Consider the following 25,181-nt stretch of genomic DNA (forward strand, 5'->3'; position numbering starts at 1 on the left):
CCCATCAAAAAAGCGGACCCGGTGGGCGGGTCCGCTATGTCCTGTACCGCTGGCCGTGCCGGGACTCGTCACAGCCCGGCGGCGGCCCTCAGGGTCTCTGCCCTGTCCGTCTTCTCCCACGGGAAGGCGGTGAAGGTCTCGGTCTGCGTTTCGCCGTTGACGTCGGTCCAGGTATAGCTGGACTCGAACGGCTCGCGGCCGAAGTGGCCGTAGGACGCGGTCAGTTGATACATCGGATGGAGCAGATCGAGCATGCGGGTGATCGCGTGCGGGCGCAGGTCGAAGTGCTCGCGCACCAGTTCGATGATCTTGGCCTCACTGACCCGGGCGGTACCGAAGGTATTGATCGACACCGAGGTCGGCTCGGCGACACCGATGGCGTAGGAGACCTGAATCTCGCACTTGTCGGCCAGCCCCGCGGCAACGATGTTCTTGGCCACGTAACGCCCGGCGTAGGCGGCGCTGCGGTCGACCTTGGAGGGATCCTTGCCGGAGAAGGCACCGCCGCCGTGACGCGCCATGCCGCCATAGGTGTCGACGATGATCTTGCGCCCGGTCAGACCGCAATCGCCCACCGGACCGCCGATCACGAACTTGCCGGTCGGATTGATATGGAACCGGGTGTTGTGGTGAATCCACTTCGCTGGCAGCACGTCGCGGATGATCAGATCCTCCACCGCCTTGCGCAGGTCATCCTGGGAGATGTCCGGATCGTGCTGGGTCGAGAGCACTACGGCATCGACCCCGTTGGGCTGGCCCTGGTCGTCGTAGCTGAAGGTGATCTGGCTCTTGGCGTCCGGACGCAGCCACGAAAGCGTGCCGTTCTTGCGCAGTTCCGCCTGGCGTTCGACGAGACGATGCGAGTAGTGGATCGGCGCCGGCATGAACGACTCGGTCTCGTTGGTGGCGTAGCCGAACATCAGGCCCTGGTCCCCCGCCCCCTGATCCTCGGGCTTGCTGCGGTCGACGCCCTGGGCGATATCGACACTCTGCTTGCCGATCAGGTTGATCACGCCACAGGTTTCGCCATCGAAGCCGACCTCCGACGAGGTATACCCGATATCCATGATCACCTTGCGCACCAGCTCTTCCAGATCGACCCAGGCGGTGGTGGATATCTCGCCGGCGACGATGGCCACGCCGGTCTTGACCAGCGTTTCGCAGGCGACGCGGGCCTGCTTGTCACGGGCAATGATGGCGTCCAGCACGGCATCGGAAATCTGGTCGGCGATCTTGTCCGGGTGCCCCTCGGACACGGACTCGGAGGTAAACAGAGAGTATTCACTCATGGCGTACGGAGATCCCTTCGTTCACTGGTTGCGGGACGCGCGCGGCCCGCCTGACAAAACGCAGCGCCGCCGGTCGGAAGGACGGATGAAACGACGCACGGCATCGCTGCCCCGAGTGGATCGGGACAGGGTACAAAAGTCTACACACAGAATAGCTAGCTGCCTACGTTTTGCCACCGCCGCCATCGCTTTCGCCGTGCGCCGCATCGCCTCCGTCGGCGTCACGCCCATGCACGATGGCGACCAGCCGCTCGATGCCCCCGGTCACGCCCTCGCGCTGCCAGGCGTTGCGGCCGAAGATCACGCCGCTGGCGCCATTGTCCAGCGCACCCCGGGTAAATCGCGTCAACGCCTCGTCATCGTTCATCGCGGCGCCCCCCAGCACGAGCACCGGCACCGGACAGCTCTCCGTCAAAGCCCGCATATCATCGGGATCGCCGGTGTACTGTGCCTTGATCAGGTCGGCTCCCAGCTCGGCGGCGATTCTCGCGACTCGCGCGATACGCTCGCCATCGAGCAACCCTTCCTCCCTGGCCCCCCACACCACCGCCTCGACGATCAGCGGCAGCCCGATCGCTTCGCACTGACGCGCCGCCACCGCCACCGCCTCGAGATTGTCGGCCTCGCGCCGAGGGTCGTCGTAGCCGGAGATCAGGCACATCACCACGGCATCCGCGCCCATCGCCTGCGCCTGGGCGGGGGTGGCGATCATGCGGTGATGCTCCTCCCCCGCCAGGGTGAAGTCGCCCACCATCGGATAGTCGATTCGCAGCACGACCCTGGGAGCTCGACTGTCGGCGAACAGCGCCCCGCAGGACTTGAGCACGCCCGGCGACAGCAGTACCGCATCCGGACGCGAGTTGACGATGGCTTCGCAGGTGCGGCGCGCATCGATCGCATGCGCCACCGGACCCGCCAGCAGCGTGCGATCGAACGCCACCATGCAGGTCAGGCCGGTCTCGCGACGGAACAGCCGCCCCGTTCTCAATCCGCTGGCGGAAAATCTGTGGGTCATGATGCTGACTCCTGAGTGGAGGAGGGTCCCTCCCGCGGGGCGCTTCCCGGCGAAGAAGGAGACGGCTCGGTAGCGCTGCCCGTGGTGTCGTCGGCAGCCGGGGCGAGCGAGACACCGTGCATGCGCACGGCGATCTCCCGTACCCTGTCGATCTCTTCCCGACGACGGTCTTCCGACCACGCCAGGGCCCCGCCGCACAGTGTCGCGACCTCTTCGATCACCGCGCTGTCGAGCAGGCCGGCCAGCGCGATCGGCAGACGCCGGAACAGCACGTCCGCCAGATGCTCGACGCGCTCGAAGCGGCAGACGAAATCGATCTCCCCGACCCGATAACCGGGCAGCGAATCCAGCGGCCGCTGACGGCAGGCGCCGCCGGCATTCATCCCCGCGCAGTGCCGTGCCACCGATTCGCCCCGCGTGCCATAGCGATCCAGCAGGGTAATGGCCCGGTACCGGTCGCCCTCGCAGAGGGCCGTCGCCCGGGCGAGCCACGCCTCCCGCGAGGTCGCATCGCGGGGAAAGTCCCGCCCACCGCCGATGGCCAACTGCCGGGTATCGATCTCGCGCCGACGCCCCAGTCTCGCCAGCAGGTCGTCGGCCGCCTCCTCGGCGAACCCGCGAAACGTGGTCCATTTGCCCCCCACCAGGGACAACACCGGCCAGGCGTGGATGCGATCCTCGACGATGGCGTGATCGCGGCTGATCTGGCCCGGATCGGCGGCATCGCTGCGCGGCAATGGCCGCACGCCGCTATAGCGGTAGCGAACCTGATCCGGACCGATCGTCACCTCGGGAAACAGGTAATGCACCGCTTCGAGCAGGTAGTCGCGCTCGGCGTCGTCGCAGACGACCTGATCCGGGTCGGTGCAGCGGATGTCGGTGGCGCCGACCAGCACATGGCTCATGAACGGATAGATCAGGCAGATGCGGCCATCGGGCGTGCCGAAATAGATCATGCGTCCATCGAGCTGATCGCGGATCCGTGGCACGTCGACGACCAGGTGCCCGCCCTTGGTGCCGCCGATATGCCGCGTCTCCTGGCCCAGTTGACGGTTGATCTCGTCGATCCAGGCGCCGCCGGCGTTGATGATGATCCGCGGGCGCACCTGGAAGGCGCTGCCGTCTCCGTCGGCGAAGGTTATCGCCTCGCCATCGCTACCGGTCAGGGTGACGTGATTGAGCGCCATCGCGCCGCGATGGGCACGGCAGCCGTCGTCGATCAGCTCGAATCCGAGCCGCTCGGCCTGGCTGATCGCGGCATCGTAGTAGGTGTGGAGCGCCTTGACGTCGTGGCGCACGTCCGGCAGCGACTCGCGCACCCGCTTCCCCAGCGTCACCGAGTGACGCGGCATGCTGCGGAAATGGCGGCCGAGGAAGTCGTAGAGCGTCAGCCCCGCTTCGCTGATCAGGATGCCGCGATCGTCGATCTTCGCCGGACGACGCAGAAACCGCTGGATCGACGGCCAGATCCCGCCCCACCAGCTGTGCGTCGGCATTGCCGTGCGCAACGGATGCACCACGTGCGGCGCGTTGCGCAGCAGCAGGTTGCGCTCGCGGGTCGACTGCGCCACCAGCCGAAACTCGCCGGTCTCGAGATATTTGAGTCCCCCATGGATCAGTCGCGACGGTGCGGCGCTGGCGCCGGCGCAGAAGTCCTGCTTGTCGACGATCAAGGTATCGACGCCCTGCAGCGCCAGGTCGCGGAACAGCCCGGCGCCGTTGATTCCGGCACCGATGATCAGCACCGACACCGCGGGATCCGCGCGCAGTCGATCCAGGGTCTGCCGGCGCGTCAGCGGTGCGGCATTGGCGGGTTCCGTCATTGTCCTGCTCCCATCGTCGGCGTGGATTCGGTCGGGGTGTCGGGCAAATCCGAGGGCGACGCCTCGGCATCCAGTGTCGCCCATAGCGCTCTCATGCCTTCGATCAAACACTGATAACGCTCGAAGCCCTGCTGGCACGCTGCCTGGCGCTCCGAATCGGGGCTATAGCGGTGATCGACCTCGCAAAGCGCCGTGGTGGACTCGATGGAGGGAAATATCTCGGCTGCCACGCCGGCGCAGATCGCGGCGCCCCAGGCCGCGGCCTCCTGGATTCGCGACGTTTCCAGCGGTCGCCCCAGCGAGTCGGCGAACAGCTGGGCCAGCCGCGGCGAGTGACTGCCGCCCCCGGTGATCCGGATGCGATCGATAGGGAACGTCGACGCCAGCGCATCGACATGCACCCGGTGATTGAACACCACCCCTTCCAGGATCGCGCGCAGGACATGGCCCCGGTCGTGCCAGCCCTGGAGACCGAACAGCCCGGCACTGGCCGGCTCGTCGTAGGGCGAACCATAAAGGAACGGGTGGTAGACCAGTCGTGACGGGCTGCGGAAGGCGGCGTCGAGCGCCGCCTCCATGTCGGCGAGGAAGGCCCCGGTACCACCGTCTCCCGGCTGCCCCCACTGACGATGAAACCACTCGAGATTGCTCGACGAAGCCGGTGAAATCGCCATGTTGAGCCACTGGCCAGGGCGCAGCCCGTTGCGTGTCGCCCAACGCGGATCGGGCTTGGGCGCGTCGGAAAAGACTTCGTTGATGCTGAACGTCCCGGCCGCAATGGTCAGTGTGTCCGATGCGATATTGCCCAGCCCCACCGCGCTGGCGGTAACGTCGTGCAACCCCGTGGCGACCGGTATACCGGCTTTGAGGCCGGTGGCCCGCGCCGCCGACGCGCAGACCTGGCCGGCGATCTCCTCGGGCAGGCGAACGTCGGGCAGGGCCTCGAAGGCCGAGGCGATGCCCAGCATCGACAGTGCGTCGCGGCTGTAACGCTGGGTGTTGACGTCGGTATAGCCGGTGCTGGCCTCGGTGAAGTCGGTGGCGATCTCGCCGGTCAGCTTGAATCGCAGCCAGTCCTTGCAGGTCAGGACGTGGGCGAGAGCGGCGTAGCGCTCGGGTTGGTTGGCCTGCAGCCACGCCAGCAAGGTCACCGGCGAGAAGGCGAAAGGCGTCTGCCCGATCCGCGTCAGCGCCTCCTCGCGCAGACCCCGCTCGCACCACCGCTCGACGATACCCGCCGCACGGCTATCGAGCGAGGTGATGGCGTGGCCGAGCGGCTCACCCTTTCGATCGAGTGGATAGAGCCCATCGCCGTGGGCCGTGACCCCCACCGCCAGTATCTCACCGCCCTCGAGACCGGCAGCCGCCAGGGCGGCGCGTATCGATTCGGTGGCGCTCGCCCAGGCGACGTTCATGTCACGCTCGACCCAGTGCGCCTGGGGATGCTCGAGCCGGGACGCTTCCCGCCCGATTCCCACGACGTTGCCCCGGGTATCGAAAATCACCGCCTTGGTGGAGCTGGAGCCACCGTCCAGCCCCAGCAGATAACCGCGCGACATGGCTGCCTCCCGTGTATTGGCCCCGCCGGCACACTTGCCTATCGTTGCGAGAGCTTCATGAGCGCCATTTCTAACACCATCTTGTGATACCTGGACGTTAGACGATGGTGTTAAACCAGAACTAAAATTTGAAAAATTAATTTAATTTCAGATAGTTAAAACTAACCCCATGACGAAACGGTTTTATCGAGACCAAAGTCATAGGGCGCATCGTCACTTTTTGATGTTATTTCTTCATCGCCGATCAACATGACAGCGTTCTCCTACACATCAACAAAAAAGCCCTCTCCTCGCAGGAGTGAAACATCATGTGTAACGCCATGCTTCGAAACCTGTTTTATGTGTTTTCGCTGGCCCTGTGGGCGATCTCCACCACCGCCCATGCCGATGATGCCCAGCGCCAGTATCGCTTCGTGGTGGTTCCCAAGGTCGTGCACCCCTGGTTCGACCAGCTCAACGAGGGGGCTCAGGAAGCGGCTCGCGAGATTCAGCGCCTGACCGGTGCCGAGGTCACGGTTCAATACACCGCGCCCCAGAGTGCCAGCGTTGCAGAACAGAATCAGATACTCGAGAGAGCCATCGCGACTCGACCCGACGCCATCATCACCGACCTGCTCGACCCCACCGGCAACCGCGCCGTGATCCGCGAGGCCCTGGAGCAGGAGATTCCCGTCTCGGTCATCGATGACAAGGGGATCGAGGACATGCATCTCCCCGTCGTCGGCAGCGACTACTGCACCCAGGCGATGGTGGCGGCAGAACGCCTGGTCGAACTCCTCGACCAGAAAGGCAACGTGGCCATCATGATGGGCGTGCCAACGGCTTCCAACCACGCGCAGCGCGCCGAGTGCAGCCGTGCGGTGTTCGATCGTTATCCCGACATTGACGTCGTCGCTACCGGTGTCGACAACGACAGCATCTCCACGGCACAGAATCAGGCGGCGGCGATCATGCAGGCCCATCCCGAGCTGGATGGCTGGATTCCCTCCAATGCCGCCGGCCCCATCGGCATTGGCCAGGCAGTCAAGGAAGCCGGCAAGGCGGGGAAGATCAAAATCGTCGGTATCGATGATCTCAACCAGACCTTGAGCCTGATCCAGGAAGGCGTCATCGATTCCACGTCCGCACTACGCCCGAGACTGATGGGGTACTGGTTCATCATCAGTGCCTGGCAGCGCGCCAATGGTGCGGAAGTGCCCGAGTACATCGACACGGGACATGTATTCATCGATCAGGACAACGTCGAAGACTATCTATAGTCGGCGACGTTTGACGTGGATTTCCGCTCACCCGTTCAGGAGACCGTGACGATGCTACCCGATGACATGCAAGCCGTGGTCTGTCGTGGCCCCGGCGACTACCGGCTGGAGCGTGTGCCCACGCCCCGGCCCGGCCCCAACGAACTGATTCTCGGCATCCAGGCCTGCGGCATCTGCTCCAGCGATCTCAAGTGCCGCGACGGGGCCGCCATGTACTGGGGCGACGGCGACCGCTTCGCCCCTTTCGTCAAACCACCGATGATCGTCGGCCACGAATTCGCGGGGGAAGTCGTCGCACTGGGCGAGGGTGCCGGGGAACACTTCGGCGTCTCGCTCGGTGATCGCGTCGTACCGGAACAGATCCTCCCCTGCGGCAAATGCCTCTACTGCCAGCGCGGGCACTATTGGATGTGTGAAGTGCATCATATCTTCGGCTTCCAGGGCGGTGTCGCCGATGGGGGCATGGCCGAGTACCTGCGCGTGCCGGCCAATGCGGTACTGCACCCGGTCGACCCACGCCTGAGCGTCGAGGAAGCCGCCTTTCTCGAACCGCTGGCTTGCGGCATCCACGCCGTCAACCGCGCCGAGATTCAGTTCGACGACACCGTGGTGATCGCCGGTGGCGGCCCGATCGGCCTGGCCATGGTGCAGCTCGCCAGGCTCAAGACGCCCAGGCAGTTGATTCTGGTCGACACCCACGACGACCGCCTGGCAATGGCCTACGACTACGGTGCCGATCACGGTTTCAATCCACATCGCGACGATATCGCCAAGGAGATTCGGGCCCTCACCGGCGGTTACGGCTGCGAGGTCTATATCGACGCCACGGGGTCGTCGAGCGGCGTGGCCCAGGGCCTGGAATCGCTACGCAAGCTCGGCCGCTTCGTCGAGTTCAGCGTCTTCAAGGAGCCCACCAGCGTCGACTGGTCCACTATCGGCGACCGCAAGGAGCTGGATATCCGCGGCTCGCACCTCTCCCCGCATACCTACCCGGTGGCGATCGACCTGCTGGCCCGCGGGCTGGTGACGACTCGCGGCATCGTCACCCACCGTGTTGCGCTGACCGACTTCGAACGCGGCTTCGAGATCGCCGCCCGACGCGACTCGATCAAGGTCGTGTTGACGACGGGAGCGTCATGACCTCGCCCGCAGACATGACGACGCGTGCCGTGACCCGGGGGGCGCCAGCGCGCCGCCAGGCGATGCTGGACTACATCATCCAGGCCGGCTCGGCCCAGGTCGACGAGCTGGCCGAGCGCTTCGACGTCAGCCGGATGACGGTGCACCGCGATCTCGACGCCCTCTCCGAGCAGGGCATGGTCAACAAGCAGCACGGCGGAGTCACCACGCGCTCTTCCAGCGTGTTCGAAAGCAACTTCGCACTGCGCTCGCATATCGCCACGCGAGAAAAGCAGGCCCTGGCCCGCGCGGCGCTGGAGGAGATCGCCCCCGGCGAAGCGGTGATGCTGGACGACTCCACCACTGCCGCCGAACTCGCCCTGCTACTGCCGGCGCGGGAGCCACTGACCGTGATCACCAATGGCCTGGAGAGCATCGACCGGCTCAAGACCGCCAGCGGTATCAAGCTGATCACCCTGGGCGGCGACTACCAGCCCCGTTTCAATGCCACCTTCGGCCTGCTCTGCGAACAGACGCTCGCCAACCTGCGCGCCAATGTCGCGGTGCTTTCCGCCTCGGCGATCCTCGGCACTACCGCCTACGTGCAGGACCCGACGGTGACCCAGATCAAGCGCGCCCAGATGGCGGCGGCAGAGCGCCGGATCCTGCTCGTCCACAGTGCCAAGTTCGGCCATGGCGCGCTGCACCGGCTCGCCGATCTCGACGAGTTCGACCTCGTATTGATCGATGAAAGCCTTACCGTCGAGCATCGCACCACGCTGGACGAGGCCGGGGTTCGTTATCGCCTGATTCGGCTATGACGGGCTCGACCTGAGTAGGCGAAGTTCCGCTCTCCGAGCATCGCTGGGAGTCACCGAAGACCGTTCTTGCGAGAGCAGCGGCGGGAAACTCCCGACTCAGCTCGAAGCGTCAACGGCTACGGGTCCGCTGATGGCCATCGAACTGCTGATAGGCATGGCGGCCACCGATCGAACGAGGAGGACCAATTATCTCGAGATGGTGCCAATGCCGGCGTCAATCGGGCGAGGCCACGGTGGAAAATGCCAGGGTCGAGAACTCCCATAAGGCGACACGCCCCATCGGGTTTATCGTCCATGACAGTGCATTCGTTATGTCTGATATTAAGTCATCCGCAGGACTCGTGAGCGGGTATTCTCCTCGATCGTGACCTGTTGCTAAGATACAGAGACTGAAACCACTTCAGGCCGCGCCTGAAAATTGATTGGCAATGACAGTGTCAAGGCCTCCGCAAAGGTTGAACGCTAAAATAGCTGGCATTTTTGATGAGGCGAAGTAAGAGCATGGGCATCAAAGACAACGTTGACTCGCAGATCATAGAGCTATTGAAAAAGAATGCGAGAGAGAAGCTTTCGAACATCGCCAGGTTGGTGAACCGCTCCAGGACTTCGGTAGAGAAGAGAATCGAGAGACTCGAGGCAGACGGAACCATTCAAGGTTACAACGTAATATTAAATACAGACAAGGAGAGAAGCTCAAAAAAGCTGAGAGGCTTCGTCATCATCAATCATGTCTATGGCTCGCAATGCGAACAGCTGCTTAAAGAACTCGAAACTTTCGATATCATCAAAAGCAAGTACTCCGTTTATGGCGACCTGGATCTGATTTTAGAAATATCTTATGACTCACTCGAGGAGATGATGAAACTCAAATACTTCTTGACTGAACATCCAAAAGTGAAAAGCTCGTCAATCTCCCCAGTGATCAAAATGTGGGACTAGGTCTCCTTGACATCTCACTGCTAAGGCACACTCTTGATCTCGTTTTTCCAGGAGTACAAGAAAATGGAAACCGCAACGATCAGGATCGGATAAATAACGCTTAGCCCCTGCAAAAGCACGATTATCAAGCACACGCCAGCGCCAAGACAGGCAATCATTTTCTCAGCCATTCCTTGCGCCAACTTGAAAAGCACCAGCGCCGAAAACCCATACAGGATCAGAAAATTCTGGCCCGCCAACTTGAGAAGATTATCGATACCCAAAAACCCAATCCAGTCAAAGACGATAACGGTGCTGAAGATGAGAACGATCGTTATCAGTGCATGATATGGCTGGCCTTTGGTGAGATTAACCAGATAGGAGGGCGCGACCCCTTCCTGCGCCAGAGAGTAGACCATCCTTGACACTCCCCACCCGGCAGCACTGAGATTCGCAAAGATCAAGGTGATAGCGATGAGACCGACAATCACGCTTCCATAGGCGCCAAGGTGATTATTGATGATAGTCGCGAAGGGCGCTGCGTAACCGTTCTGCAAATTCGCACGCTGAGCCACATAGGCCATGATCAGATATAGCGCAATGGCTACGAAGAAGGATATCCACATGGCGATGGGGAGATCTTTTCTGGGGTTCTTGAACTCGCCGGTGATGCTGGCTCCCACTTCCCACCCGGTAAAGGCAAAGAAGATCATCGGAACCGCCAACCAAATGGTGCGGAATTCGTCAAGAGAACTTGGAGCTGCGATGGCATGGTATGCAGGCTCACTCGAGACCAGGTAGAGCGACAGCAGTGCCAGGCCAGTCAAGAAAACCACCAGCACCCATGATAGAACCTGATTGAGCTTGCCCGCGGCCTCGACTGACTGCAAATTGAGCAGCAGCACGGCCCCCATGATCAGCAGTCCATAAATGTGTGCGGAGCCGCCAAATGTCGTACTGGCGTAGTAGCCTCCCGTCAAAGCAATCGCAGGGAGGCCCAGAACGACGGCGCCCAGAAACATCAATGAGGCAACGACATAAGCGAACCTGCCGTAAGCTTGTTGCACGTATGCGGCCAGCCCTCCTGGTCCGTGGTGTCGGCAGCCCAGGATAATGAAGATGACGAACAGAGGAGTGGTCAGCACGGCACAAATGATCCATGAGACCAACGAGAGATCTCCAACTCTTTGCACCGTGAGGCCGGGTAAAACGAGCAGCCCTGCCCCCAGAACTATATTGATGAATAGCGCTGCCCCCCTCCAGGCGGTAAGGGTTTTTTGTAGTTCAGCCATGAGACGACTCCTGAAGCTCTTCTAGAAGATGACTGACATCTCGAAAACATATCGTATAGATGCAGCCAGTATTCGAAGCTGTGGACTTGTGACGGGTGCCCGCAGGGAGGATATTTTCGTCGCCTTTCCCGCATTCGACTTGCCCAAAAAATTACACTAAATACAAGACACTCTGAGATAACGACCGTCTTCTGACCCGGCTGATGGCCGCGCCACTCGCGGGCAGGAATCAGATAATCTTTTCCCCCTCTAGAAAGCCCTGATCACTCAATGCCGCAATGGTTATGCTACAGAGTCAGGGAGGATAAAAACATTTCACATAGTGCAAACGATTACGCGAAGTACCTAAACAGGGCTTCAATTTTCACGGCGCTTAGGAATATTCACTAACGTGCTTGGAAAATTACCCACCTCGGGCCTGTGCGATGTGTGGTGACACCATTTCTCGCCAGCGCAACACCCCAGCCACGCCCTTTTCGTTGTCTTGCCACCCTTTATCCAACCACCCGATGATCCGTTGCTGGCATGTCGGGCGACCTGATGCCAGGTGATGCCGCTCCGGCTCGAGCCTACGCCTCGATGATGAGTCAGCGACAAGGTCGACCGGCGGAGCTCGCGGCATTCCAGACATGACGCTGCCGCCGCTGAGCAGGTCACCGATATTTTACAGACCGGACATTTGACGATGTCCCTACCCCTTCACCGCTAGCGCCAACGCCAACGCTCGGACCTGGCCTCAATCGAGACGAAAAAAACCGCCGCGGGCGAGTGCCCGCGGCGGCGTTTCGGGGGACGGCCTTGCGTTTTACTGCTTGAGCACGAACGGCGAGACGTACTTGTCGACGTTATCCGGCGTGATCAGGATGCAATCGAAGAGGTGCTTCTCACCCTGGACACCGGTTTCACCGGTGGTGATGAACTTGTCGGCCATCTGCACCGCCGCCTTGGAGAAGATCGCCACCGGCTGCAGCACGGTATAGGCGAGCTCGCCGGACTTGACCGCGTCGACCGCGTCGGGCGAACCGTCGAAGCCACCGACCACGACATCGTCCAGCTTGCCGGCTTCCTTGAGTGCGGCGATCGCGCCCAGCGCCATCTCGTCGTTGCCGCTGATCACCCCTTGGATGTCAGGGTTGGCCTGCAACAGGCTCTGCATCTTGTTGAATCCCTGGGTACGGTCCCAGTTGGCGACATCCTCGCCGACCTTCTTGAGATCCGGGTACTGGCTCAACACCGTCTCGTAACCGTTGGAGCGGGTCGCGGCGTTGTTGTCCGACGGTGCGCCCTTCAGCTCGACGTAGTTGGCCGAGTCGCCGACCGCCTGTACCCACTGCTGGGCACCGAGAGCGGCACCCTGGGCGTTGTTGGAGACCAGTTGCGCCTTGGCCAGCCCCTGCTCGTTGATTTCCGCGTTGACCAGGAATACCGGGATGCCGGCGTCGACGGCCTTGCGCACCGCACCGACGGAACCATCGGCATTGGCGGGATCGAGAATGATCGCCTTGGCCTGGTTGGTGATCGCGGTATCGATCTGGCGGCTTTCGGTATTGGTATCCCCCTTGTGGGCGCTGACGTTGGCGCGATACCCCAACCCCTCGGCCGTTTCCCGGGCGATCTTGCCTTCGGTGAACCAGTAGGGGTTGGAGGTATCATTGACGATGACCGAGATCAGCCCCTTGTCCTGCGCCATGGCGGTTCCGGCGAGCAACGGCGCGCTGACGGCGAGGGCTGCGATCAGCAGGCGTTTTCCTGTCTTGAACATGATGGATCACCCTTCTTTTGCGATTGTGATGACTAGCGTGCAGCGGTGAGGCTAGTGCTGTGTTGCCGGTTTACCGGCCGTACTTTCCGCCTCGGAGGTCACGCGCGCGGCGTTGCCGCTCGAGGACGGAGAAGAGGGATTGTCGGGTGCCTTCGGTTCCGCGGGCTTGGCCACGCGCTTCCGGCGACCGCCGTACTGAATGCTGTTGAGCAGCACCGCCAGCACGATCACCGCACCGGTAAAGACGGTCTGCCAATATGAGGAGACGCCGATGATGACCAGACCATCGGACAAAAAGCCGATCACGAAGGCCCCCAGCAGCGTGCCGCGCACGGTACCGCGGCCACCGGTCAGCGCCGCCCCGCCGATGACCACGCCGGCGATGGCGGTCAGCTCGTAGGTGGTGCCGGCGGTGGGGCCGGCGGAGGTGAGCTGCGACGACAGCACCAGCCCGGCGATCGCCGCACAGATGCCGGAGAGCACATAGACCGAAACCTGGACCCGCTTGACCGGCACCCCGGAGAGCTCCGCGGCGCGGGCGTTGCCACCGGTGGAGTAGACCCAGCGCCCGAACGGCGTGCGCGCCAGCGCCAGCAGGGTGACGACCGCGACGATCGCCAGCACCCAGACGCCCACCGGCACACCGAACAGGCGATTGAAGCCGAGCCAGTCGAAACCGGTATTGCCCAGCGCCGGATCGCCGCCGAGGTTGTTGTAGGTCAGGCCGTCGGTCATCAGCAGCGCCACGCCGCGGGCCACATAGAGCAGGCCCAGGGTGGCGACGAACGCCGGCACCTTGAAGTAGGCGATCAGCACGCCGTTGATGGCGCCGATGAAGGCCCCGACCCCACAGGTAAGGAGCACCACCACCCAGACCGGCGGATAGAGGGTCACGCCGAACGCATCCAGCGTCACGCCCTGCATCAGAAAGCCGGCGACCACCCCGCACAGGCCCAGGGTCGAGCCCACCGACAGATCGATGCCGCCGGTCAGGATCACCAGCAGCATGCCGATGGAGAGCAGCCCGAAGATCGCCACATGGGACGACATGGTCAGGAAATTGTTGGTCGAGAAATAGACCGGCGACAGCGCCGAGAAGATGATGATGATCGCGATCAGGGCGAAGAAGGCGCGACCCTCGAGCAGCATTCGCCCCAGATCGAAGCCACCACCCTGGCGCGCTGGCGCTTGGCTGTGCTTGGACATAATCAAAACTCCCTTCGAGTAAAAGCGCTCACGCGACCACGGCCTCGCCCGAGGCGGCCATGATCTGCTCCTTGGAGGCGTCGGCGCCGAACTCCGCCGCGATGTGCCCGCGGCTCATCACCACGATGCGGTGGGCGATGCTCAGGCATTCGCCGACTTCGGAAGTGGAGAAGATCACCGCCAGCCCCTGCTTGGCGGCCCCTTCCGCCAGCAGCTTGAACACCTCGGCCTTGGCCCCGATGTCGATACCGCGGCTCGGCTCGTCGAGCACCACCACCCGGGGATGGGTCGCCAGCATCTTGCCGATCACCACCTTCTGCTGGTTGCCGCCGGAGAGCGAACCGATCTCGGCCCTGGGCCCGTCGGTCTTGATATGGACATTGGCGATCGACTCGTCGACCACGCCGCGCTCGCGGCTGCCCGAGGTCAGCAGCCAGCGGGTGAACGCCTTGATGCTGGCCAGCGACAGGTTCTCGCCCACCGACATGGTCTGCACCAGACCATCGCGCTGCCGGTCTTCCGGCACCAGCACCAGGCCCTTGGCGATTCGCTCGGCGATGCTCAGGTGCGAGACGTCCTCGCCTTCCAGCACCACCCGGCCGCCGCTGAGCGGCACGCGGCCGGCCACGCACTCGAGCAGCTCGGTGCGCCCGGCTCCCATCAGGCCATAGATGCAGACGATCTCGCCGGCGCGCACCTCCAGCGACAGATGGTCGACCACCGAGCGGTCCGGCACCGCGGTATCGGCGACGCTGACATCCTCGAGCGACAGCGCCACGTCGCCCATGGCGTGACCGGTCGGCGGCGAGCCGAGATCGAAGTTCTCGCCGACCATGTTGCGCACGATCCACTCCAGATCGATGTCCGCTCGCCGGGCATAGGCCGTCATCACGCCGTCACGCAGCACCACGGCGTGGTCGGTGATGAGCAGCGCCTCCTCCAGGTGGTGGGAGATGTAGACGATCGAGACGCCTCGGCTCTTGAGGTCGCGAATCACCCGGAACAGCACCTCGACCTCGGTCGCCGACAGCGCCGAGGTCGGCTCGTCCATGATCAGGATGCGCGAATTCACCGACAGCGCGCGGGCGATCTCGACGATCTGCTGCTGGCCCAGGCGCAGGTCCTCCACCGGCGTCAGCGGATCGATCGGCTCGTCGAGCTCCTCCATCAACGCCCGGGTCTGACGCGCCTCCTCGGCATAGTCGATACCGGCAGGCCCCTTGATCTCGCGGCCCATGAAGATGTTGTCGCGAACGCTCAGGTTGGGCGCCAGGCTCAGCTCCTGATGGATGATCGAAATGCCCAGGCGCTGGGCATCGGTGGTCGAGGCGAACCGCACCGGCTCACCCTCCAGCACGATCTCGCCGGAGGTCGGCTGGATCACCCCGGACAGGATCTTCATCAGCGTCGACTTGCCGGCCCCGTTCTCGCCGAACAGGGTGGTCACCTGGCCGCGATAGACGTCGAAGTTGACCGTCTTGAGCGCATGCACGCTGCCGAACGATTTGGCGACATCCCGCGCCGACAGCACCACATCGTCGACCGGTTCACCGGCGGGAGCAGGCCGATTCGAGGAGGAAGCCATCACTGCACCTCCATGCTGACGGGGGTCACCAGCCAGTTCTTGGGATTGATCAGCTTGAACACGCCGGTCACGCTGACGGTCTTGCCGCTCAGATCGGCGGTATCGATGCCCGCCAGCACGGCTTTCTTCATGGCGTCGTTGATCGAGGCGCCAGCGTTCTGATACTCGATCTGGTTGGCAAACTCGCCGAACGAGATCTCGCCGGTGGCGTCGCGCAGGTCAGTACCATTGATCGCCGGGCCGGTCTGCACGCGCAGCGTGATCTCGTCGGGCACGCCCTTGGCGTCGACGCTATAGATGCCTGAACGCCCCTCACCGAATGTCCCGCTGAAAGTGACCGGCACCACCGGGCCGAAGCCGTCGCCGACACCGTACTTCTGACCCGCCGCCGTCGAATCCGCGAGTACCGCCGACGCCAGTTCGGCGGCATCGACGGCACGCTCCTCGACGCTCGCCTGAATCGCCGGGAAGTGCTCCCCGCCATAGGTCTCGGCGGAGAAGCCGCCGGCCAACTCCGCCTCGTGGCCGATCTCGACCACCGTGGTATCCCAGGCCATCGCCGCCAGCACCACGACCACGCAGGCGCCGATGATCAGGCGCCCTTTCAGCTTGCCCGGCGCCGCTGGCCGACTGGCAACTGTTGTACTCATCGCTTCGAGCCCTCTTTCCTGATACCGCTGTCTTCGTCTGCGCGGCGCCGGGGCAACCGTCGTCGCCGCGCCGAAATCAGGGGATCAGCACGATCTTCAGTGACTTCGATCCGCTCTTCATCAGCTCGAAGCCTTCCTCGTATTTCTCCAGCGGCAGCTTGTGAGTCACCACACCTTCGGTCGGGAAGTCGCCGTTGCGGATCCCCTCGATGACCAGCGGATAGCAGTACGGGCCGAGGTGGGAACCCAGCACGTCGAGCTCCTTGCGGTCGGAGATGATGCTCCAGTCGACGCTGACCGGATCCTTGAACACGCTGAACTCGACGAAACGCCCCAGCTTGCGAATCATCGACAGCCCCTGCTCCACCGACTTGGGATGCCCGGTCGCCTCGATGTAGACGTCGCAGCCGTAACCCTCGGTCATCTCCTTGATGATCGAGACCACATCGTCGCGCTTGGGGTTTAGGGTCAGGTCGGCGCCGAATTTCCTGGCCAGTTCCAGGCGGTCGTCGAACAGGTCGAGCACGATCAATTTCTCGGCGCCCGCTTTCTTGGCCGCACCGACCATGCCGAGCCCCAGGGTGCCGGCGCCGGAGAGCACCACCACGTCGCCCAGTTCGATCTTGGCGCGCTGCACCGCGTGCAGCGAACAGGCGTAAGGCTCGATCAGGATCGCCTTCTCCAGCGGCAGCTCCTCGGGGACGTGGTAGTTGATCGCCTCCTTGGTGAACTTCATGTACTCGGCCATGCCGCCGTTGACGTTGTTCTGGAAGCCGTACAGGTCATGTTTCTCGCACATCCAGTACTGCCCCCGACCGCAGAAGCGACAGTTCCAGCACGGCACGATCTGCTCGGAGATCACCCGATCGCCGACGGCGTAGCCTTCGACCTGGGAACCGACCTTGACCACCCGGCCGATGAACTCGTGCCCCGGAATCATCGGTGCCTTGATATAGGCGGGCTGGGTCTCGTCACCCCAGAAGCTGGGCGCGCCGTCGTAGGACTTGATGTCCCCGGCGCAGATGCCGCACCCCTCGACCTTGACCAGGATCTCCTTGTCCTCGATCTCGGGGACCGGCACCTCTTCGTAGCGATAATCGTTGGGTGCGTAGGCAACCACCGCTTTCATCGTGCGGGGGATGTCGTCGTGGGAAGTCGCTTGGGTGGATGTCGCAGTGGCGTCGCTCATGGAAGATCTCCTGCGCTTAAACACATGATCAATATTTGGTCATATGTTTTTAGCCCAGCAGCGGAAAAGACATCAATACGCAGAGCGGGAACACACCCTAAGACTTTAGCCAAATGATTTTCATCTTGTTGATAAACATAGATTTAAAATGAATTCATTTGACTTCTTACGACTAAAGTTATCGTCGGGTTGGCGGCAAGATTCGAGAAATCGATTGGAAACAAAATGCGTTAGAATGATCTAAATAAGATCATATGATCACCGCAAGGATCGAAACGCACGATCGTGATCGTGAGCGACGGCAGCGGAGAGGCTCGGGTGGAGCCACTGCCCATGAGAAAGGAGAAGGTCGGTGTCGGGCATCCGGCCGGGGGCCGTGCCACAGCCGGACCGCGACAGCGGCCCGGCTGCCGGGCCGGTCAATCGCGCTTGAAATAGCGCCGGGAAATGGAGTCCAGCGAGATCGCGATCACCACGATGGCGCCGCTCACCATCGACTGCCAGTACGGGGAGATGCCCAGCAGCACGATCACGTTCTCGATCACTCCGATGATCGCCGCGCCGAAGATCGCCCCCAGCGGCGTACCGATGCCGCCCGTGGTCGGCACCCCGCCAATCACCGAGGCGGCGATAGGCCCCAGCACCCACGAATCCCCGATGGAGGGCTGTGCCGAGCCGAGCCGGGCGACCATCAGCATGCCGGCCAGCGCCGCCAGAAAGCCTGCGAAGGCGAACACGCCCAGACGAACACGATCGGCGCGAATGCCCAGCATCCTGGCGGCCGACAGATTGCTGCCGACGGCATACATGTAGCGCCCGAACGGGGTCTTCAGCGTGATGAAACAGGCCACGACCAGGAACAGCAGCATGATCCAGAACGGCACCGGCAGGCCGGCCCACTTGCCGCTGCCGAGAAACCCGATGTCGGCGGGAATGCCGGTGATCGCCACCCCCTTGGTGATGACCAGGTTGAGTCCGCCGTAGACCCCCGCCATGCCGATCGTCAGCACCAGCGAGGGGAGCCGGAGCAGCGTCACCAGCAGGCCGTTGAGCAGCCCGAACAGTGCCCCGATCACCAGGCAGAGCGCGAATGCCAGCCACGGATTCAGCCCCAGCTTGACCATGAGGATGCCGCCGATCACGCCGCAGAAGCCACCGATGGCGCCGAGCGACAGGTCCAGCTCCCCCAGGATCATCAACATCGACTGCGCGATGGTGATCATGCCGATGAAGGCCAGCGACCTGGCGATGATGACCAGGTTGTAGCTGTTCAGGAAATTTTCCGACAGCAGCGACGCCACCACCACGATGAGCGCCAACACCCCCACCACGCCACTCAGGGGATTGCTGACCATGAACCCCATTGCCTTACGCAGCATGCCCGCTTCCCCCATGACCGTGGATGGCTCCGACCAGCGCGTCTCCGCTGGCCTGATCGATATGAAACTCTCCGCTGACCTTCCCTTCGTAGAGTGTGATGATGCGATTGGCGCAGCGCCGCAGCTCATCCATCTCCGAAGACACCAGGATGATTCCCACGCCACGCTCCGCCAGCACCTTCATCAACCGATAGATCTCCATCTTGGTGCGGATATCGATCCCCTTGGTCGGCTCGTCGAAGATCAGTATGCGAGGGTCACAGGCCATGGCGCGCCCGATGATCGCCTTCTGCTGATTGCCGCCCGACAGAAAAGCGATGTTCTTGTTCATGGTCGGCGTCTTGATGTCGTAGTCGCGCACGATGTCGCCGACCCGTGCCCGCTCCCGGCGGGCATCGATCACCCCGTGGCGGGCGGTGGCGCGCAGCAATGCCATGCCGATATTGCGGCGCACGCTCTGGCCGGGAAAGATGCCGTGATACTTGCGCTCCTCGGAGAGATAGAAGAGACCGTGGCGAATGGAGTAGTGCGTATCCCCCAGCCGCCACGCCTCCCCCTCCAGCTGGACCGTCCCGGACCGGGCCGGCAGAAAGCCGAACAGCGTCTGCATCACTTCGGAGCGGCCAGCTCCGACCAGGCCGGCAAATCCCAGAATCTCCCCGCGCCGCAAGGTGAACGAGACATCCTCGAATCGTTTCCCGCAGAGCCCCTCGACTCGCAGCATCACCTCTCCGCTCCCGCCCTCCGGCTGCAGGCGGCTGTCCGTCTTGACCTCCTGCCCCGACATCAGCGAGACCAGTTGGCGGTCATCCAGCTGCGACGCCGGCCGCGTCTCGATCTTGCGACCGTTACGCAACACGCTGATGGTGTCGCTGATGGCGAACATCTCGTCGAACTTGTGCGAAATGAAGACGACACCGCACCCCGAGGCCACCACATCCCGCACCACGCGGAAGACGCGCTCGACCTCGGTCTCCGTCAGCGAAGAGGTCGGCTCGTCGAGGATCAGGATCTTCATCGACTCGTTGGTACAGGCCCGCGCGATCTGCAGCAGCTGCTGATCGGAGATCGAGATATGGCGCACCTTGTCTCCGGGGCTGGCCGCGATCTTGAATCGATCGAGCCAGGTCTGCGCCGCACGCTCCAGCTCGCCACGCCTGAATAGCCAGCCCCCGCGCCGGGAGCGCGAGAACGGCATGAAGAGGTTCTCGGCAACGGTCATGTTGCCGAACAGGTTGATCTCCTGGGGGACATAGGCAATGGTCTTGTGCAGGTGGTCGTGACTCGACGCATCCTGACCGTCGATCATCACCCGCCCCTGGGATGGCTTCTCGGTGCCGGTCAGGATCTTGACCAGCGTCGACTTCCCCGCGCCATTCTCCCCCGCCAGCGTATGCACCCGGCCCATCTCGATCTCGAGCACGACGTCATCCAGCGCCTTGACGCCCGGAAAACGCTTGCTGACATGGTCGACATGCAAGTAAGCCATCGTCGCCTCCCGTGGACTCTCGCGTTGAATCACCATAACCGCCCCCGCCGGAGATATCGCTGCCGGCGGGGGCGCCCTGGGCCTCACTCCATGAAGGAGTCGACGTTATCGGGCGTGATCATGACGTTACCGGTATCGATGTGATTGGGCGTGATCGCCCCGGTAGCCAGTTGCCACATGTTGATCACCGACCAGTAGCCCTGCATGGTCGGGCGCGAAGCCGACGAGGAGTCCGCCACGCCCTCCTTGATCAACACCAGCATCTGGCTGAGGTCATCGAGACCGACCAACTGGACCTTGCCGACCTTGTCGGCCTCCTTGATCGCCTGGCCGATACCGACCGGTCCGGCGGCGTCCGACGCCACCCAGCCATCGAGGTCGGGGTTGGCCTGCATGATCGCGGAGGCCTGCTGCTGCGCGGTATTGATGTCATCGTTGTCGACGCCGGTCGCGACAACCTCGATACCCTCGTGCGCGTCAAACACGGCCTGCGCGCAGCGCGCCCGCTCGGCGTGATTGGGGGCCGTGGGCACGCCCATCATGATTGCCACCTTGCCCTTTCCATCCAACAGCTCGATCAGGCGGTTGGCCGCCATCTCGGCCTGCTCGCAGAAATCGCTGCCGACGGTGGTCAGATTCATTCCCTCGGGGTTGATCGAATCGAACAGCGTGATCGGAATCCCCTGCTCCTGGGCCTCCTCCAGCACGGTGCGGTTGCCGCTGGGATCGAGAAGATCGACGATGATCCCGTCGGGACGCGTCGAGATGGCACGCTCGATGATCTCGTTCTGCTGGGCGACGTTGGCGCTCTGGGGAGCCGAGTACTGGATCTCCACGTCGGATCCGGTCTGCGCCTTGATGGCAGCAGCAGCCTGCTGCGCACCCTGATTGACCTTGTCGAACCAGGGGTGGACCACCTTCGGCACCACCACGAAACGATAGCTATCGTGCTTCTCGGTCCCCGGACCCTCGGCGGCGAGGGTCGATGAAGCCACTCCCGCGGATGCCAGAATGCCGAGTGCCAGTGCCAGACTCGCCTTGACGATTTTCATGAAGAACCCTCCGCAATGATCCAAACCACCATTCAAATGAGACACATGGAGTTCACATGAACACCTCATGTCACCATCACTCACCGCTTGGCTTGCAAACTGAACAAGGCAGGCTTCAGTGGCTGCGATGAAAGCCACCTTTTTTCACTTCAATTTCATTGGCTTAATAAATTTCAGCACGACGACGCATCAAAACAAGGCAAAATCGGGCGCTCATTTCCTCATGATCATATGATCACCATGCAGCAGCCTTTACCTCCCACCCCATATCGAGACCGTCGACCGTCCAGCCATCCCGCTGAAAACACCGGGCGGCACGCCGAGCCTTCAACCCGACTCAGCGATGCTCACGCTCGTAAGCCTCGATCCGGTCCACCTTGGGCTGCGAGCGACCGCCGGGCTCATACTCGTTACTCAGGAAGCTCTCGACGATCGTCTTGGCCAACTCGATACCGATGACGCGCGCGCCCATGGTGACGATCTGGGCATCATTGCTCTTTCGAGCGCGCTCGGCGGAGTAGGTGTCGTGAGCCTGGGCGGCGCGAATGCCGGCCACCTTGTTGGCGGAGATCGCCACGCCAATGCCGGTGCCGCACATCAGGACGCCGCGATCGTAGCGACCCTCGGCAATCGCCTCCGCGACCTCGATCGCGATGTCCGGATAGAGCACCGGCTTCGCCTCGTGGGTGCCGAAGTCCTCGACTTCGTGCCCCAGCGCCCGGACATGCTCGATCATCGCCTGCTTCATCTCATACGCCGCCTCGTCACACCCCAGCGCCACTCGCCACTGCTTTGCCATCACTCACCTCCCATGCTCTCAATGGCGTCGAACGTCGACGGCGTCATCATAGCCACACATTGTTCATATGAACAATAACATCTCATATGAGCAAAAAGTCGTGTATCAAACGGCGTCACCGACGCAAGAATCGGCGTCAAAGCCGCTGGCAAGCCGAGAGAATCACGCTCGAGCCACGAGATGGAACGATGCGATATCACCACCAAAGTCGCATATCCGCGCCCTTTCCGGTCGCTATGATGGTCCCGAGCGTCATAGACAACCAAATGTGCACCATCGGATCATATTTTCATCAGGCCAGATCCGGACAGCGATCGTCCATGGCCTGGCACACATCTCAATCGCCGGGAGCGTCGGCCATGACACGTCTTTACAACGATCCTGTGAATTTCGTCGACGAAGCGACCGAGGGGTTCGTCGCCGCGCATGCGCAGCGGGTCTGCCAGGTACCCGGCGGGGTCATCCGCAGCACCCGCAGCGAACCGGGCACCGTCGCCGTCGTCATCGGCGGCGGCTCCGGCCACTACCCCGCCTTCGCGGGGCTGGTCGGCCAGGGCCTGGCGCATGGCGCGGTAATCGGCAATCTGTTTGCCTCGCCGTCGGCACAGCAGGTCTACAACGTCTGCAAGGCAGCCAACAATGGCGCCGGCGTGCTGCTCAGCTTCGGCAACTACGCCGGCGACGTGCTGCATTTCGGCCAGGCCCGGGAGCGCCTGATCCGCGAGGGCATCCCCTGCGAGATCGTCGCGGTCATCGACGATGTCTCCAGCGCCGGCCAGGACGAGCTGCACAAGCGTCGCGGCATCGCCGGCGACCTGACCGTCTTCAAGATCGCAGCGGCAGCGGCCGAGGCCGGCTATTCGCTGGAAGAAGTGGTACGCGTCTCCCGCGCGGCCAACCTGCGCACCCGCTCCATGGGCGTGGCGTTCGACGGCTGCACGCTGCCGGGTGCGAAGGATGCGCTGTTCCACGTACCCGCCGGCAAGATGGCGGTGGGCCTGGGCATCCACGGCGAACCGGGGATCAGCGAGCAGGACGTTCCCAGCGCCGACGCTCTCGCCGAGCTGCTCGTCTCTCACCTGATGGAGGAGATCCCGGACGGGGTCGGCAGTGTCGAGGGGGCCAAGGCCTCGGTGCTGCTCAACGGCCTGGGCTCGATCAAGTACGAAGAGCTGTTCGTGGTCTATCGGCGGGTCAATCAGTTGCTGACGGAAGCCGGCCTGGAGATCGTCGAGCCGGAAGTGGGGGAACTGGTCACCAGTCTCGACATGGCGGGCGCCTCGTTGACGCTGTTCTGGCTCGACGACGAGCTGGAGCGGTTGTGGAAGGCGCCGGCCGATGCGCCGGCCTATCGCAAGGGCAGTCTCGAGGCCGCCCCGCCGATCGACGCCTCGGAGCTGGACATCCCGGATGCCGATGCCATTCCACCCGCCAGCGAAGCGTCGATCGCTACCGCGCGCTGCCTCTATCAGGCGTTGAGCGCGACGCGCAAGATCATCGACCAGAAGGTGGAGGAGCTGGGACGACTCGATGCCATTGCCGGGGATGGCGACCATGGCATCGGCATGCAGCGCGGGGCGGTCGCCGCGGAACTGGCCGCGGAAGACGCGGTGAGCCGCAGTGCCGGGGCCGGCACGCTGCTGCGCATGGCCGCCGAGGCGTGGTCGGATCGCGCAGGCGGCACCTCCGGCGCGATCTGGGGCGTCATGCTCAATGCCCTCAGCGTGACGCTCGGCGACGACGACGCGCCAACCCCGGCGCACTATGCCGAAGGCATCACCAAGGCCAAGAATGACGTGATGGCATTCGGCAAGGCCAAGCTGGGCGACAAGACGCTGGTCGATGCGCTGGCGCCGTTCAGCGAGGCGCTCGAACAGGCGGTGGATGCCGGCGACGATCTGGCGACGGCATGGCGCAAGGCCGTCGAGGCCTGCGAAGCGGCGGCGACCGCCACCTCCGAGCTCCGGCCGAAGATGGGGCGCGCCCGCCCGCTGGCCGAGAAGAGCCTCGGCACGCCGGATCCCGGCGCGGTCTCGCTCTCCCTGATCGTCGCCGCCATTCAACCCGTCATCGACCGGTGATCCCGTTCTCGATGGCCCAAGGCTAGACAACCGCGAGGACGCCATGGCTCAAGCCCCGATCACCCTGGGCATCAGCTTCAAGATGTACTTCGGCTATGCCCAGACCCTGGAGTGGTGTCGCCGGATCGCCACCCTTCTCGCCCATCACCCGGCCGTCGTCGACGGCCGGGTGTCGCTGTTCGTGCTGCCCAGCTTCCCGGCGCTCGCCCCGGTGCTCGATTGCTTCGCCGACACGCCAGTCGGCGTGGGTGGCCAGAACCTGTATCAGGCACCACCCGGCGCTTATACTGGCGAGGTGAGCGGGGCCATGCTGGCCGAGATGGGCTGTCGTTATGTCGAGATCGGCCATGCCGAACGCCGGCGCCTGTTCGCGGAAGATGACGCTGTCGTTGCCACCAAGACACGGATCGCCCTGGCGCAGGGGCTGATACCGGTGCTCTGCATCGGTGAAGCCGACCATGGCGAGCCGCGCGATGCCATTGCCGACTGCCGGCACCAGATCGACTCGGCGCTGTCGCTGGCAACGCCGGATCAGCGCTCGCAGCCGCTGGTGGTCGCCTATGAACCGCACTGGGCGATCGGTGCCTCGGAACCGGCATCACTGGCACACATTGCAGCGGTCTGCCAGGGGTTGCGGGATCACCTCTCCACGCACCCGTCTGCTAGGGTGATCTATGGTGGCAGCGCCGGCCCCGACCTGTTGACCCGCCTGGCGGGAAAGGTCGATGGTCTGTTCCTGGGGCGTTTCGCCCACGATCCGGCCGCGTTCGAGGCGATCGTGAACGAAGCCTCGCTGCTCGCGTCAAACGGATCAGCCGCGGGGAGCGAATCCTCCGCACCGGATTGACCATCCGCGCTAAACTGAACAGCCACGTTAGACTTGATGCCACGTTA

The 25,181-nt window shown here is 63.1% G+C and carries 20 protein-coding genes; 6 read left to right on the forward strand and 14 right to left on the reverse strand.

Features of this window, described 5'->3' with window-relative positions; translation table 11 throughout:
- Positions 1-68: 68 nt before the first annotated feature.
- From metK to DOM45_RS13250, 4 genes are all read right to left on the reverse strand, one after another.
- Positions 69-1,289 (reverse strand): methionine adenosyltransferase, encoded by a 1,221-nt coding sequence (gene metK / locus DOM45_RS13235; RefSeq protein WP_110601246.1) that lies wholly within the window; start codon positions 1,287-1,289, stop codon positions 69-71.
- A 163-nt stretch (positions 1,290-1,452) separates the two neighbouring features.
- Entirely contained in the window at positions 1,453-2,304 is an 852-nt protein-coding gene (locus DOM45_RS13240; RefSeq protein WP_110601247.1) for a class I fructose-bisphosphate aldolase, read from the reverse strand.
- The gene (locus DOM45_RS13245; RefSeq protein ID WP_110601248.1) at positions 2,301-4,127 is read right to left on the reverse strand and encodes a glycerol-3-phosphate dehydrogenase/oxidase; all 1,827 of its coding nucleotides are present in this window, start codon (positions 4,125-4,127) and stop codon (positions 2,301-2,303) included. Before DOM45_RS13245 ends, DOM45_RS13240 begins: the two co-directional genes overlap by 4 nt.
- Positions 4,124-5,686, reverse strand: a complete 1,563-nt coding sequence (locus DOM45_RS13250; RefSeq protein WP_110601250.1) for an FGGY-family carbohydrate kinase — start codon at positions 5,684-5,686, stop codon at positions 4,124-4,126. The genes DOM45_RS13245 and DOM45_RS13250 overlap by 4 nt, the downstream gene beginning before the upstream one ends.
- Before the next feature lie 308 nt (positions 5,687-5,994).
- Here DOM45_RS13250 and DOM45_RS13255 point away from each other — a divergent pair, with 308 nt between their 5' ends.
- The 4 genes from DOM45_RS13255 to DOM45_RS13270 all read left to right on the forward strand — a co-directional run bounded on the left by DOM45_RS13255 (position 5,995) and on the right by DOM45_RS13270 (position 9,824).
- A complete protein-coding gene (locus tag DOM45_RS13255; RefSeq protein WP_205909464.1) occupies positions 5,995-6,945 on the forward strand; it encodes a substrate-binding domain-containing protein in 951 nt (316 codons plus the stop codon).
- 51 nt (positions 6,946-6,996) lie between these two features.
- Positions 6,997-8,085 carry an alcohol dehydrogenase catalytic domain-containing protein gene (locus tag DOM45_RS13260; RefSeq protein ID WP_110601253.1) on the forward strand — a complete coding sequence of 363 codons (1,089 nt, stop codon included), beginning with the start codon at positions 6,997-6,999 and terminating at the stop codon, positions 8,083-8,085.
- Positions 8,082-8,885 (forward strand): DeoR/GlpR family DNA-binding transcription regulator, encoded by an 804-nt coding sequence (locus DOM45_RS13265; RefSeq protein WP_205909465.1) that lies wholly within the window; start codon positions 8,082-8,084, stop codon positions 8,883-8,885. The genes DOM45_RS13260 and DOM45_RS13265 overlap by 4 nt, the downstream gene beginning before the upstream one ends.
- A gap of 501 nt (positions 8,886-9,386) precedes the next feature.
- The gene (locus DOM45_RS13270) at positions 9,387-9,824 is read left to right on the forward strand and encodes an Lrp/AsnC family transcriptional regulator (protein ID WP_162302625.1); all 438 of its coding nucleotides are present in this window, start codon (positions 9,387-9,389) and stop codon (positions 9,822-9,824) included.
- Positions 9,825-9,844: 20 nt separating this feature from the next.
- Here DOM45_RS13270 and DOM45_RS13275 read toward each other — a convergent pair whose 3' ends face one another.
- From DOM45_RS13275 to rpiB, 10 genes are all read right to left on the reverse strand, one after another.
- Positions 9,845-11,095, reverse strand: a complete 1,251-nt coding sequence (locus tag DOM45_RS13275) for an APC family permease (protein ID WP_110601256.1) — start codon at positions 11,093-11,095, stop codon at positions 9,845-9,847.
- Positions 11,096-11,900: 805 nt separating this feature from the next.
- Positions 11,901-12,857 carry a D-ribose ABC transporter substrate-binding protein gene (locus DOM45_RS13280; protein ID WP_110601258.1) on the reverse strand — a complete coding sequence of 319 codons (957 nt, stop codon included), beginning with the start codon at positions 12,855-12,857 and terminating at the stop codon, positions 11,901-11,903.
- Between the two features lie 51 nt (positions 12,858-12,908).
- Complete coding sequence (locus DOM45_RS13285) at positions 12,909-14,063, reverse strand: ABC transporter permease (RefSeq protein ID WP_110601259.1); 1,155 nt, start codon at positions 14,061-14,063, stop codon at positions 12,909-12,911.
- Between the two features lie 28 nt (positions 14,064-14,091).
- Positions 14,092-15,648 (reverse strand): sugar ABC transporter ATP-binding protein, encoded by a 1,557-nt coding sequence (locus DOM45_RS13290; RefSeq protein WP_110601261.1) that lies wholly within the window; start codon positions 15,646-15,648, stop codon positions 14,092-14,094.
- Entirely contained in the window at positions 15,648-16,298 is a 651-nt protein-coding gene (locus DOM45_RS13295; protein WP_110601263.1) for a DUF2291 family protein, read from the reverse strand. The genes DOM45_RS13290 and DOM45_RS13295 overlap by 1 nt, the downstream gene beginning before the upstream one ends.
- 76 nt (positions 16,299-16,374) lie before the next feature.
- Positions 16,375-17,487 carry an MDR/zinc-dependent alcohol dehydrogenase-like family protein gene (locus DOM45_RS13300; protein WP_110601265.1) on the reverse strand — a complete coding sequence of 371 codons (1,113 nt, stop codon included), beginning with the start codon at positions 17,485-17,487 and terminating at the stop codon, positions 16,375-16,377.
- Between the two features lie 419 nt (positions 17,488-17,906).
- Positions 17,907-18,866 carry an ABC transporter permease gene (locus DOM45_RS13305; RefSeq protein WP_110601266.1) on the reverse strand — a complete coding sequence of 320 codons (960 nt, stop codon included), beginning with the start codon at positions 18,864-18,866 and terminating at the stop codon, positions 17,907-17,909.
- Positions 18,856-20,355, reverse strand: coding sequence for a sugar ABC transporter ATP-binding protein (locus tag DOM45_RS13310; protein ID WP_110601268.1), 1,500 nt, complete (start codon positions 20,353-20,355; stop codon positions 18,856-18,858). Before DOM45_RS13310 ends, DOM45_RS13305 begins: the two co-directional genes overlap by 11 nt.
- 83 nt (positions 20,356-20,438) lie before the next feature.
- A complete protein-coding gene (locus DOM45_RS13315; RefSeq protein WP_110601269.1) occupies positions 20,439-21,407 on the reverse strand; it encodes a substrate-binding domain-containing protein in 969 nt (322 codons plus the stop codon).
- Between the two features lie 337 nt (positions 21,408-21,744).
- Complete coding sequence (rpiB, locus tag DOM45_RS13320) at positions 21,745-22,206, reverse strand: ribose 5-phosphate isomerase B (RefSeq protein ID WP_110601270.1); 462 nt, start codon at positions 22,204-22,206, stop codon at positions 21,745-21,747.
- 359 nt (positions 22,207-22,565) lie between these two features.
- Between rpiB and DOM45_RS13325 the strand changes: the two genes are divergently transcribed.
- Entirely contained in the window at positions 22,566-24,287 is a 1,722-nt protein-coding gene (locus tag DOM45_RS13325) for a dihydroxyacetone kinase family protein (protein ID WP_110601272.1), read from the forward strand.
- A 43-nt stretch (positions 24,288-24,330) separates the two neighbouring features.
- Entirely contained in the window at positions 24,331-25,134 is an 804-nt protein-coding gene (locus tag DOM45_RS13330) for a triose-phosphate isomerase family protein (RefSeq protein ID WP_110601274.1), read from the forward strand.
- Positions 25,135-25,181 lie beyond the last annotated feature (47 nt).

Source organism: Salinicola lusitanus, assembly GCF_003206045.1.
GTDB classification, from domain to species: Bacteria; Pseudomonadota; Gammaproteobacteria; order Pseudomonadales; family Halomonadaceae; genus Salinicola; species Salinicola lusitanus.

Coding starts and splice junctions, on each gene's coding strand:
- metK (WP_110601246.1), bottom strand. CDS start 1,289: ATGAGTGAATACTCTCTGTTTACCTCCGAGTCCGTGTCCGAGGGGCAC.
- DOM45_RS13240 (WP_110601247.1), bottom strand. CDS start 2,304: ATGACCCACAGATTTTCCGCCAGCGGATTGAGAACGGGGCGGCTGTTC.
- DOM45_RS13245 (WP_110601248.1), bottom strand. CDS start 4,127: ATGACGGAACCCGCCAATGCCGCACCGCTGACGCGCCGGCAGACCCTG.
- DOM45_RS13250 (WP_110601250.1), bottom strand. CDS start 5,686: ATGTCGCGCGGTTATCTGCTGGGGCTGGACGGTGGCTCCAGCTCCACC.
- DOM45_RS13255 (WP_205909464.1), top strand. CDS start 5,995: ATGTGTAACGCCATGCTTCGAAACCTGTTTTATGTGTTTTCGCTGGCC.
- DOM45_RS13260 (WP_110601253.1), top strand. CDS start 6,997: ATGCTACCCGATGACATGCAAGCCGTGGTCTGTCGTGGCCCCGGCGAC.
- DOM45_RS13265 (WP_205909465.1), top strand. CDS start 8,082: ATGACCTCGCCCGCAGACATGACGACGCGTGCCGTGACCCGGGGGGCG.
- DOM45_RS13270 (WP_162302625.1), top strand. CDS start 9,387: ATGGGCATCAAAGACAACGTTGACTCGCAGATCATAGAGCTATTGAAA.
- DOM45_RS13275 (WP_110601256.1), bottom strand. CDS start 11,095: ATGGCTGAACTACAAAAAACCCTTACCGCCTGGAGGGGGGCAGCGCTA.
- DOM45_RS13280 (WP_110601258.1), bottom strand. CDS start 12,857: ATGTTCAAGACAGGAAAACGCCTGCTGATCGCAGCCCTCGCCGTCAGC.
- DOM45_RS13285 (WP_110601259.1), bottom strand. CDS start 14,063: ATGTCCAAGCACAGCCAAGCGCCAGCGCGCCAGGGTGGTGGCTTCGAT.
- DOM45_RS13290 (WP_110601261.1), bottom strand. CDS start 15,648: ATGGCTTCCTCCTCGAATCGGCCTGCTCCCGCCGGTGAACCGGTCGAC.
- DOM45_RS13295 (WP_110601263.1), bottom strand. CDS start 16,298: ATGAGTACAACAGTTGCCAGTCGGCCAGCGGCGCCGGGCAAGCTGAAA.
- DOM45_RS13300 (WP_110601265.1), bottom strand. CDS start 17,487: ATGAGCGACGCCACTGCGACATCCACCCAAGCGACTTCCCACGACGAC.
- DOM45_RS13305 (WP_110601266.1), bottom strand. CDS start 18,866: ATGCTGCGTAAGGCAATGGGGTTCATGGTCAGCAATCCCCTGAGTGGC.
- DOM45_RS13310 (WP_110601268.1), bottom strand. CDS start 20,355: ATGGCTTACTTGCATGTCGACCATGTCAGCAAGCGTTTTCCGGGCGTC.
- DOM45_RS13315 (WP_110601269.1), bottom strand. CDS start 21,407: ATGAAAATCGTCAAGGCGAGTCTGGCACTGGCACTCGGCATTCTGGCA.
- rpiB (WP_110601270.1), bottom strand. CDS start 22,206: ATGGCAAAGCAGTGGCGAGTGGCGCTGGGGTGTGACGAGGCGGCGTAT.
- DOM45_RS13325 (WP_110601272.1), top strand. CDS start 22,566: ATGACACGTCTTTACAACGATCCTGTGAATTTCGTCGACGAAGCGACC.
- DOM45_RS13330 (WP_110601274.1), top strand. CDS start 24,331: ATGGCTCAAGCCCCGATCACCCTGGGCATCAGCTTCAAGATGTACTTC.